This window comes from Kitasatospora sp. NPDC048540, from assembly GCF_040651175.1.
Lineage (GTDB): Bacteria > Actinomycetota > Actinomycetes > Streptomycetales > Streptomycetaceae > Kitasatospora.
Genome location: NZ_JBEZIR010000037.1, coordinates 62,707 through 71,296 on the forward strand (window position 1 = coordinate 62,707; position 8,590 = coordinate 71,296).

Below are 8,590 nucleotides of genomic sequence, written 5' to 3' on the forward strand. Positions count from 1 at the left end.
CGGGGGTGCGGCCCCCCGCTCAGGGGGGAGCCGTCCGGAGGGCGGCCCGGGTCGCGGGCGTCACCAGCGCGGGCAGCGCGAGCGTCCACAGCGCGCTGACCCGGGCGGCGAGTTCGTCGTCCGCCATGGGGGTGGCCGCCAGCACCTCGATCCCGGCCACCGCCGCGGCCAGCAGGGTCTGCGGGCCGGTGCGCCCGGCGTCGTCGGCGAGTTCCCCGGCGGCGCGGGCCTGGTCGAGCAGCGCCCAGGAGGTGGTCAGCCATACCTGGAAGAAGTCGGCGTGCCCGCTCTCGCGGCCGTACAGCTCGCGGCTCAGGCGGAAGTTGGCACGCAGGCCCGGGTCCTCGCGCAGGCTGCGGGCGAGCCAGTGGGTGGAGTCGATCAGGGTCTGCAACGGTGAGCCATTGTTGCGCGCGGCGAGCGCGTCGACCGAGTCGGCGAGCAGGGTGCGGCCGTACTCCCGGACGGCATCGGCCAGTTCGCTCTTGGAGCCGAAGTGGAAGTACAGCGCCCCCTTGGTGACCCGGGCCGCGCCGGTGATCTGGGCCAGTGTCGCGTTGGCGTAGCCGTTGCGGTCGAACAGCTCGGCCGCGGCCGTCACCAGTCTGCGGCGGGTGGTCACCGACCTCTCCTGCATGTCTCTCCCCTCCCGTTCGTCGGTGTCCGGTGCCGCTCAGCCCGCGTGGGCGAGTCGCCCCCAGGACTGCTGCGGGGCCTCCCGTTCGGGGCCGGCCGCCAGGATCGACTGCTGGAGCCGGCGCAGCCCGGGCGAGGGCTCCAGGCCCAGTTCGCGCACCAGCGTCATGCGCAGCCGCTGGTAGACGGCGAGGGCGTCGCCGCGGCGGCCGGAGTGGTGCAGCGCGATCATGAGCTGGCGGTGCAGCGACTCGTGCATCCGGTAGCGTCCGGCCAGCACGGTGAGTTCGCCGAGCAGTTCACGGTGCCGGCCGAGCCGCAGTTCGGCCTCGATCCGCTGGTCGAGGGCGCACAGCCGGGCCTCCTCGAGGCGGCGGATCTCCATGTCGAGCAGGGAGCCGGCCCGGACGTCGGCGAACGCGGAGCCCTTCCACAGGCCCAGTGCGTCGTGCAGCCGGCGGGCGGCGCCGGGGAAGTCCTCCTGGGCCATCGCCCGGTAGCCGTCGGCCGCGCGCCGCTCGAACTCGTGGGCGTCGCTGACTCCCCCTCTGGTGTCGAGGTGGTAGCCGCCGGGCACGGTGGCCAGCACCCGCTTGGCGTCGTACGGGTCACCGGCCCGCCGCAGGGCCTGTGCGATCAGTTCCCGCAGTTGCAGGACGTAGGTCTGCAGGGTGTTGCGGGCGGAGCGCGGCGGGCTGCCGTCCCAGAGTTCCTCGATCAGCAGCGCCACCGGCACCGTCCGGTCGGCGTGCAGGGCGAGGACCGCGAGCAGGTGCCGCGGCTTGGGGGCCGTCGGGGCGATGGACACCCCGGATTCCCGTACGTCGAGCGATCCCAGCACATCGATGTCCACGGCGTCTCCCCTGGTCGCTGCCCCGGATGGGCACGGAACGGCACCGGCGCCGCCCCCGCAATTAAAAACAGACTATACGGTTTGCTAGTAGAAGACCAGTCGGTCTGTTTTTGTTTTTCGCGAACGGCGAAGGCCCGCATCCCGGGTGGGGATACGGGCCTTCGCACCCGGTCCGGCTCCCTGGTGGGGAGCCGGACCGCGGCGTACGGAGCACGTGTCCTGGTGGGTCACGAGCCCTGGAACGGTCGGCGGGTCAGGACTGCCGGTGCCGCCGGGGCGTGCGGTCGGCGGTCTCGCCGCGGTCGGCCCGGTCGCGGACCGGCTGCGGCCGTTCGCGCCGGCCGCGGACCCGCCCGGTGGGACGGGCCCGGTAGACGTGCGCCAGGACGTGCCAGGGCGAGCACAGCAGTGCGTCGTCCATCTCGGACGGCCCGTCGGGCGGGAGGGCGGCCACGGCCGTTCAGCCGCGACGCACGGTCAGCGGGAGCGAACGGGCGCCGAACAGCCCCTCGCGGTGGAAGTCGTACTCCGCACCGGGTGTGATCCGGATGTCGGCGAACCGGGCGAGCAGCGCCTCCAGCGCGATCCGGCCCTCCAGCCGGGCGAGCGGCCCGCCGAGGCAGTAGTGGATGCCGTGGCCGAAGGCCAGCTGCGGGTTGGGGCTGCGGCGGTGGTCGAAGCGCTCCGGGTCCGGGACGTGCCGCTCGTCGTGGTTGGCCGACAGCAGGGAGGCCATCACCATCCGGTCCGCGGGGATCACCACCCCGCCGACGGTGACCTCGCGGGTGGTCACCCGGGCCGCCACGGTGATCGGCGGGCGCATCCGGAGCACCTCCTCCACCACCGCGGGGATCAGCGCGGGGTCGTCCCGCAGCTCGGCCGCGACCTGCGGGTTCTCCTCCAGGCACAGCACCGTGTTGCCGAGCAGCATCGAGGTCGAGACGTGGCCGGCCATCAGCAGCAGCGCCCCGAACTCGACGATCTGCCGGTCCGTCAGCCGCTCCCCGTCCAGTTCGGCGGCGGCCAGCCGGGTCAGCAGGTCGTCCTGCGGGGCGCGGCGGCGCTCCTCCACGTGCCGCCGGAGGTAGGCGTGCATCTCCTTCAGCGGCTGCTTGACCAGCCGCTCGTAGTCGTCCCCGGCCTCGTCGCCGAACTGCATCTCCACCGCGTCGTCGACCTGCATCGACAGCATCCGGTCCGACCAGCTGCGGAACAGCTCCCGGTCCTGCGGCGGCACGCCGAGCAGCTCGGCGATCACGATCACCGGCAGGGGGTAGGCGAAGTCGCCGACCACGTCGAAGGTCCCGCCCTGCACCGCGTCGAGCAGCTGCCCGGCGAGCTCGGTCACCCGCGGCTCCAGCTCGGCGACGGTGCGCGGGGTGAACGCCTGGCTGACCAGGCTGCGCAGCCTGCGGTGCAGCGGCGGGTCGATGACGGAGAGGATCTCCTCGCTCAGCGCACTGGAGTCCGGCCGCAGCCGGCCGAGGTCCGAGGAGAAGACGGCGGGATCGGAGGTGACCGCCAGCACGTCGGCGTGGCGGTAGACGTGGAACACCCCGTACCGGTCCTCGTGGACCGGGTGGTGGTCGCGCATCTCGCGCAGCCAGGCGAACATCGCCGGGCCGCCGTCGGCCAGGGAGGGCGGGGCGGGAACGGTCTGCTGGTCCATCATGGCTCCTTCGGCGCGGCAAGGGTGCGGGTCGCCCGGGGCGGGCGGCCCGCCCGCGCCCGGTCAGGTGTGGTCGGCGGCTACGGCGGCGGGGGTCAGCGCGTAGGGGTCGAGGGCGTCGGCGGGGTGGTGTTCGATCTGCAGCCGCAGGCCCAGGTCGTGTTCGGCGGCCATCTCCAGCAGGACCTCCATCGCCAGGTGGTCCTCCAGGGCGAAGCCGGTCGAGTCGAAGACGGTCGGCCGGCCGCGCAGGTCGCGGGCGAGCGAGGGGTCCGCACACAGCTCGCCGAGGCTGAGCCCGATCTCGTCCTCCGCCAGCCGCTGGCACTCGCCCTCGTGGCGGGCCTGCTCCGGGTGGTCGGGGCTGACGTAGGCGCGCCGCAGCAGGTCCACCGGCAGCTCGGTCTTGCCGACCAGGTCGGCGCCGATGGCGTTGACGTGCAGGTGCGGGCGGGTGGCGGCGTGCGCGGGCAGCACCGGGGGGCCGTCCACCGCGACGGTCGTCGCCGTGCAGATGATGTCGGCCGACGCGGCGATCAGCTCGGGCACGGCCACCCGGACGTCGAGGCCGAGGAAGGCGACCCGGTCGGCGAGGCTCGCGGCGTGCACCGGATCGGTGTCGTGCACCAGCACCCGCTCGACGGGGAACACCCTGGTGAGCGCGTGCAGTTGGGTGACGGCCTGGGCGCCCGCGCCGATCAGGCCGACCACCCGGCTGTCCGGCGCGGCCAGCAGCCGGCTGGCCACCGCGGACGCCGCACCGGTACGGATCGCGGTGAGCAGCACCCCGTCGATCAGCGCGGTCAGCGACCCGGTGGTGTCGTCGAAGCGGGCGACCGTGCCCAGGATGGTCGGCAGCCCGAACCGGCCCGGGTTGCCCGGGCTGTAGCCGACCGTCTTCAGGGTGATGCTGTCGCCGGGCTCGCGGTGCGGCATCCACTCCCAGATCCCGGGGACCGGCTCGGCGCGGACGAAGCCGCCGCGCTGCGGCGACAGCGCCCGCCGGCCTCTGCCGACCTCGGCCAGGCCCTCGGCCAAGCGGTCGATCACGCGGTCCATCACCGCGTCCCGGCCGACTCTCTCCACCACCTGTGCCACGTCACGTTCGCTCAGGACCCAGGTCTTCATCCGACGCTCCCAGAGTTCGATCGCCGGCCGTCGTGATCGGCCGGGGGCTGAGCGCACCAGCGTGGTCAGCGGCCTTGACACGGGCCTGATGGGGCTGACGGGGCCCCGGGGGCGCCCCGTGCCCCCGTCAGCTGGATCAGCCCGCTGTCAACGCGCCCGCCGAGACTGTCCGGCGCCCGCACCGCGCCCGCACCGAGGGCGCCGGGGACCCTGCCGGGCCCGACGGAAGGACGACCGATGCTGGATGGATGCGTGCCCTGGCCGCCGGAGGTGGCCGAGCGGTACCGCGCCGCCGGGTACTGGCGCGGCGAGACCCTGGGGTCGCTGCTGCGCGGCTGGGCCGAGCGGTACGGCGACCGGGTCGCCCTGGTGGACGCCGACGGCGTCCGGGTGACGTACCGCGAACTGGACGCCTGGTGCGACCGGCTGGCGGCCGGGTTCGCCGAGCGCGGGATCGGCCCTCGGGAGCGGGTCCTGGTGCAGCTGCCGAACACCCCGGCGTTCGTGGCCGTGTGCTTCGCGCTGTTCCGGGCGGGTGCGCTGCCGGTGTTCGCGCTCCCCTCCTACCGCGGCAACGAGCTGCGGCACCTGGCCGAACTGTCCGGCGCCGTGGCCCTGGTGGTCCCGGACCTGGTCAGAGGCTTCGACCACCGGGAGCTGGCCCGGGACCTGCGGGCCGAGGTGCCGCGGATCGCCCAGGTGTTCGTCGCGGGCGACCCGGGCACCGGCGGCGACGGCTTCACGGCCCTGTCCGACCTGGAGCGCGCCCCGGCCGCACTCCCCGAGCCGGACGCCGGTGACGTCGCGTTCTTCCTGCTCTCCGGCGGGACCACCGCACTGCCGAAGATGATCCCGCGCACCCACGACGACTACGCCTACCAGAGCCGGATCACCGCCGACCTCTGCGGACTCGACGCGGACACGGTCTACCTGGCGGTGCTGCCGGTCGAGTTCAACTTCCCGTGGGGCTGCCCCGGCGTGATCGGGGTGCTGGGCACCGGCGGGCGGGTGGTGTTCGCCGAGGAGCCCACCCCCGAGGTGTGCTTCCCGCTGATCGAACGCGAGCGGGTCACCATGACCTCGGTGATCCCGACCATCGTGCACCTGTGGCTCGACGCCGCCGGGCGCACCGGCAGCGACCTCTCCAGCCTGGACGTCCTCCAGGTCGGCAGCTCGAAGCTGCACGACGAGGTGGCCGCCCGGATCGAACCCGGGCTCGGGGTCCGCCTGCAGCAGGTCTTCGGCATGGCCGAGGGGCTGCTGACCTTCACCCGTTTCGACGACCCGCGCCCGGTCGTGCTCACCACCCAGGGCCGCGCGGTCTCCCCGGCCGACGAGATCCGGGTGGTCGGCACCGACGGGCGGGACGTCCCGGACGGGGAGGTCGGCGAGCTGCTGACCCGCGGTCCGTACACCCTGCGGGGGTACTACCGGGCGCCGGAGCACAACGCCACGGCCTTCACCGAGGACGGCTTCTACCGCAGCGGCGACCTGGTCCGGCGGACCGCGGACGGCGGGATCGTGGTCGCGGGCCGGGTCAAGGACGTGGTGATCCGGGGCGGCGACAAGGTCTCCGCCACCGAGGTCGAGGGCCATCTGACCGCCCACCCGGCGGTCCAGCAGGCGGCCGTCGTCGCGATGCCGGACGCCCTGCTGGGCGAGAAGACCTGCGCGTTCGTGGTGCCCGCCGCCGGTGGACCGGCCCCGACCCTGCCGCAGCTGCGCAGGCTGCTGCGCTCGCGCGGGCTGGCCGACTTCAAGCTGCCGGACCGGGTGGAGGTGGTCGACGGCTTCCCGCTGACCGGCCTCAACAAGGTGGACAAGAAGGTCCTGGCCGCGCGGGCGGCCGAGCTGGTGCAGGCCGGTCCGGCAGCCGCGGACGCGGGCTGAGGGAGGAGTGCGATGAACAGCGCAGCGCACTACCTGGTGCCGTTCCAGCGCCGCGGCAGCATCGTCGGCCAGGCCGACCTGGCGGCACTGGCGGACGTGGTGCACTCACCGGACCCGCTGTCGGCGGGCGTGTGGCGCGAACGCTTCGAGCAGCGGTTCGCCGACCTGACCGGCGCCCGGCACGCCCTCTCGGTGACCAGCGGGACGGTCGCCCTGGAGCTGGCCGTCCGGCTGCTCGACCTCGCCCCCGGGGACGAGGTGATCGCCACCCCGCAGACCTTCCAGGCGACCGTGCAGCCGCTGCTGGACCACCAGGTCACGGTCCGGTTCTGCGACGTCGACCCGGACACCCTGAACATGGACCCCGCGGTGCTGGAGAGCCTGATCACCCCCCGCACCCGGGCGATCCTGCTGGTGCACTACGGCGGTCTGCCCGCCGACATGACCCGGGTGCTGGCCCTGGCCCGGCGCTCCGGCATCGTGGTGGTCGAGGACTGCGCCCACGCGCTCGGGGCCGCCCACCGCGGCGTCAGCCCCGGTGCGCTGGGCGACATCGGGTGCTTCAGCTTCCACTCCACCAAGAACATCACCACCCTCGGCGAGGGCGGGATGATCACCCTGAACCGGGCCGACTGGGCCGAGCGGGTCGAACGCCTGCGCGGCAACGAGGTGGACGGGGTGTTCGTCCCGGTCACCGACCGCGCCGGCGAGGAGCCGGCCCTGCTGCCGTGGATGCGGTTCTCCGCCGACGTGTACCGCCGGGCGGCCGTCGGCATCCGCGGCGCGGGCACCAACGCCACCCTCTCGGAGGCGGCCGCCGCCGTCGGGCTGGTGCAGCTGGACGCGCTGGAGCGGTTCACCGAGCGCCGCCGCTGGATCGCGGGCCGCCTGGACGCCGCCGTCCGCGAGTTCCCCGGCACCCGCGTCCAGCAGGTACCCGAGGGCAGCAGCCACGCCTACCACCTGTACACCTTCTTCCTCACGGCCGGACGCGAGGCGCGGGAGAGCTTCGTCCGGGCGCTGGACCGCAGAGGTGTGGAGGTCCAGCTGCGCTACTTCCCGCTCCACCTGCTGCCCGAGTGGCGGCTGCGCGGCCACGGGCCGGGCGAGTGCCCGCAGGCCGAACGGGTCTGGTTCGACGAGCAGGTCAACCTGCCCTGCCATCCGGGCCTGAGCGACGACCAGGTGGACCACCTGGTCGACTCGGTCGGCCACGCCCTCCGCGAAGCCCTGATCGGCACCGGCGGCCGCCGGCTCGCCGTGCGCTGACCGCGCACCACGTCCCCTTTTCCCAGCCCCGTCCGACCAGAGAGGCGCACCCACCGTGCCGTTCATCGATGTGAAGATCTACGACCGTCGGCTCGACGAGCAGAGTGAGCGGGAGCTCATCGAGCGGATCACCCAGGCCGTGGTGGACGTCTTCGACGAGTCCATCCGGGCCCAGACCTGGGTGACGCTCACCGGCGTCGCCCCCCGGCAGTGGGGCATCGGCGGTGTCCCCGGCAGCTGACCGGCACCGCCCGGACGGCCGGACGCCCGGGCGGGCAAGCTCTTAGGCGGTCAGGCCGGCGCACATCCCGGCGAGCAGCCAGTCGAGCGCGCGGTCGAAGTCACGGTCGCGCAGCTCGCCGATGCTGACTCCGGAGTGGCGCTCCATCATGCCGCCGCCGGCCTCGATGCCGGGCGCCTCGGCCACGCTGCCGGCGACCTCCTCCAGGAACTCGTCGGCGGTACGGCCCGACTCCCGCCCGTACTCCAGCCAGCGGCTCTCCATCGAGGTGAAGCCGTAGACGTACTGGAAGACGGCCGACAGCGCGGCGGGCCGCTCCTGCTCGGGCAGCGGGGAGCGGGCCACCACCGTCTGGGCGCAGGCGGAGAACCGCATGCTCTGCGGCCCGATGTTGAGGTACTCGCCGTACGAGCGGATCGCCCACGGGTGGGCCACCATGGTGCGGCGCCAGGCGGCGGCCAGGGCCCGCAGGTCGCTCTGCCACGGCCGGCCGGCGGTGAGGTCGGGGAGGTCTATCTCCCCGGCCACCGCGTCCAGGGCCAGCTCCATCAGGTCGTCCTTGTTGGCGACGTACCAGTAGACGGACATCGGGGTGACGTTCAGTTCGGCGGCCAGCAGCCGCATGGAGAACTGGGCGTCACCTTCCGCGTCGAGCAGCCGCACGGCGGTGGCGACGATCTTCTCCCGGTCGAGGTTGCCCGCGCCGGACCCGCTCTCGGCGGCCCGGCGGCCGCGGGCCGGCCGCGGGGTGAGCCATACGCTCTTCCTCGGTTGCGAGGCTCGCTTGGCGGCCACGTTCGTCCTCCTGGTGTCGTCCTCGGGCGGCAGGTGCTGCAGCAAAGGTACGCGGCCGGGTGCGGGCCGGGACGGGGTGCGGGCCACGTCCAGGTTCTCCCGGTGCCCC

9 protein-coding genes are annotated in these 8,590 nt (G+C 73.9%); 3 read left to right on the plus strand and 6 right to left on the minus strand.

The window, feature by feature from the left end; genetic code table 11:
* Positions 1-19: 19 nt before the first annotated feature.
* From AB0D08_RS17190 to AB0D08_RS17210, 5 genes are all read right to left on the minus strand, one after another.
* Positions 20-622: a ScbR family autoregulator-binding transcription factor gene (locus tag AB0D08_RS17190; RefSeq protein WP_158515631.1), complete on the minus strand. Its 603-nt coding sequence runs from the start codon at positions 620-622 to the stop codon at positions 20-22.
* A gap of 51 nt (positions 623-673) precedes the next feature.
* Complete coding sequence (locus tag AB0D08_RS17195; RefSeq protein ID WP_033824877.1) at positions 674-1,489, minus strand: AfsR/SARP family transcriptional regulator; 816 nt, start codon at positions 1,487-1,489, stop codon at positions 674-676.
* A 253-nt stretch (positions 1,490-1,742) separates the two neighbouring features.
* The gene (locus AB0D08_RS17200; protein ID WP_359889585.1) at positions 1,743-1,943 is read right to left on the minus strand and encodes a hypothetical protein; all 201 of its coding nucleotides are present in this window, start codon (positions 1,941-1,943) and stop codon (positions 1,743-1,745) included.
* A gap of 6 nt (positions 1,944-1,949) precedes the next feature.
* Complete coding sequence (locus AB0D08_RS17205; protein ID WP_359889588.1) at positions 1,950-3,161, minus strand: cytochrome P450; 1,212 nt, start codon at positions 3,159-3,161, stop codon at positions 1,950-1,952.
* Positions 3,162-3,221: 60 nt separating this feature from the next.
* Complete coding sequence (locus tag AB0D08_RS17210) at positions 3,222-4,286, minus strand: ornithine cyclodeaminase family protein (RefSeq protein WP_033824879.1); 1,065 nt, start codon at positions 4,284-4,286, stop codon at positions 3,222-3,224.
* 237 nt (positions 4,287-4,523) lie between these two features.
* Here AB0D08_RS17210 and AB0D08_RS17215 point away from each other — a divergent pair, with 237 nt between their 5' ends.
* From AB0D08_RS17215 to AB0D08_RS17225, 3 genes are read left to right on the plus strand one after another with little or no spacing between them, the layout of a single operon-like run.
* On the plus strand, positions 4,524-6,176 hold the full coding sequence (locus AB0D08_RS17215; RefSeq protein ID WP_033824880.1) for an AMP-binding protein: 1,653 nt from the start codon (positions 4,524-4,526) through the stop codon (positions 6,174-6,176).
* Positions 6,177-6,188: 12 nt separating this feature from the next.
* A complete protein-coding gene (locus tag AB0D08_RS17220) occupies positions 6,189-7,445 on the plus strand; it encodes a DegT/DnrJ/EryC1/StrS family aminotransferase (protein ID WP_359889592.1) in 1,257 nt (418 codons plus the stop codon).
* 55 nt (positions 7,446-7,500) lie between these two features.
* Complete coding sequence (locus AB0D08_RS17225; RefSeq protein WP_033824882.1) at positions 7,501-7,686, plus strand: tautomerase family protein; 186 nt, start codon at positions 7,501-7,503, stop codon at positions 7,684-7,686.
* Positions 7,687-7,728: 42 nt separating this feature from the next.
* Here AB0D08_RS17225 and AB0D08_RS17230 read toward each other — a convergent pair.
* The coding region (locus AB0D08_RS17230) for a TetR/AcrR family transcriptional regulator C-terminal domain-containing protein (protein ID WP_359889594.1) at positions 7,729-8,590 on the minus strand (862 nt) is incomplete at its 5' end.

What these genes read in the sequence shown, in the direction of transcription:
- AB0D08_RS17205 (WP_359889588.1), bottom strand. Translation starts at nt 3,161, where the DNA reads ATGATGGACCAGCAGACCGTTCCCGCCCCGCCCTCCCTGGCCGACGGC.
- AB0D08_RS17210 (WP_033824879.1), bottom strand. Translation starts at nt 4,286, where the DNA reads ATGAAGACCTGGGTCCTGAGCGAACGTGACGTGGCACAGGTGGTGGAG.
- AB0D08_RS17215 (WP_033824880.1), top strand. Translation starts at nt 4,524, where the DNA reads ATGCTGGATGGATGCGTGCCCTGGCCGCCGGAGGTGGCCGAGCGGTAC.
- AB0D08_RS17220 (WP_359889592.1), top strand. Translation starts at nt 6,189, where the DNA reads ATGAACAGCGCAGCGCACTACCTGGTGCCGTTCCAGCGCCGCGGCAGC.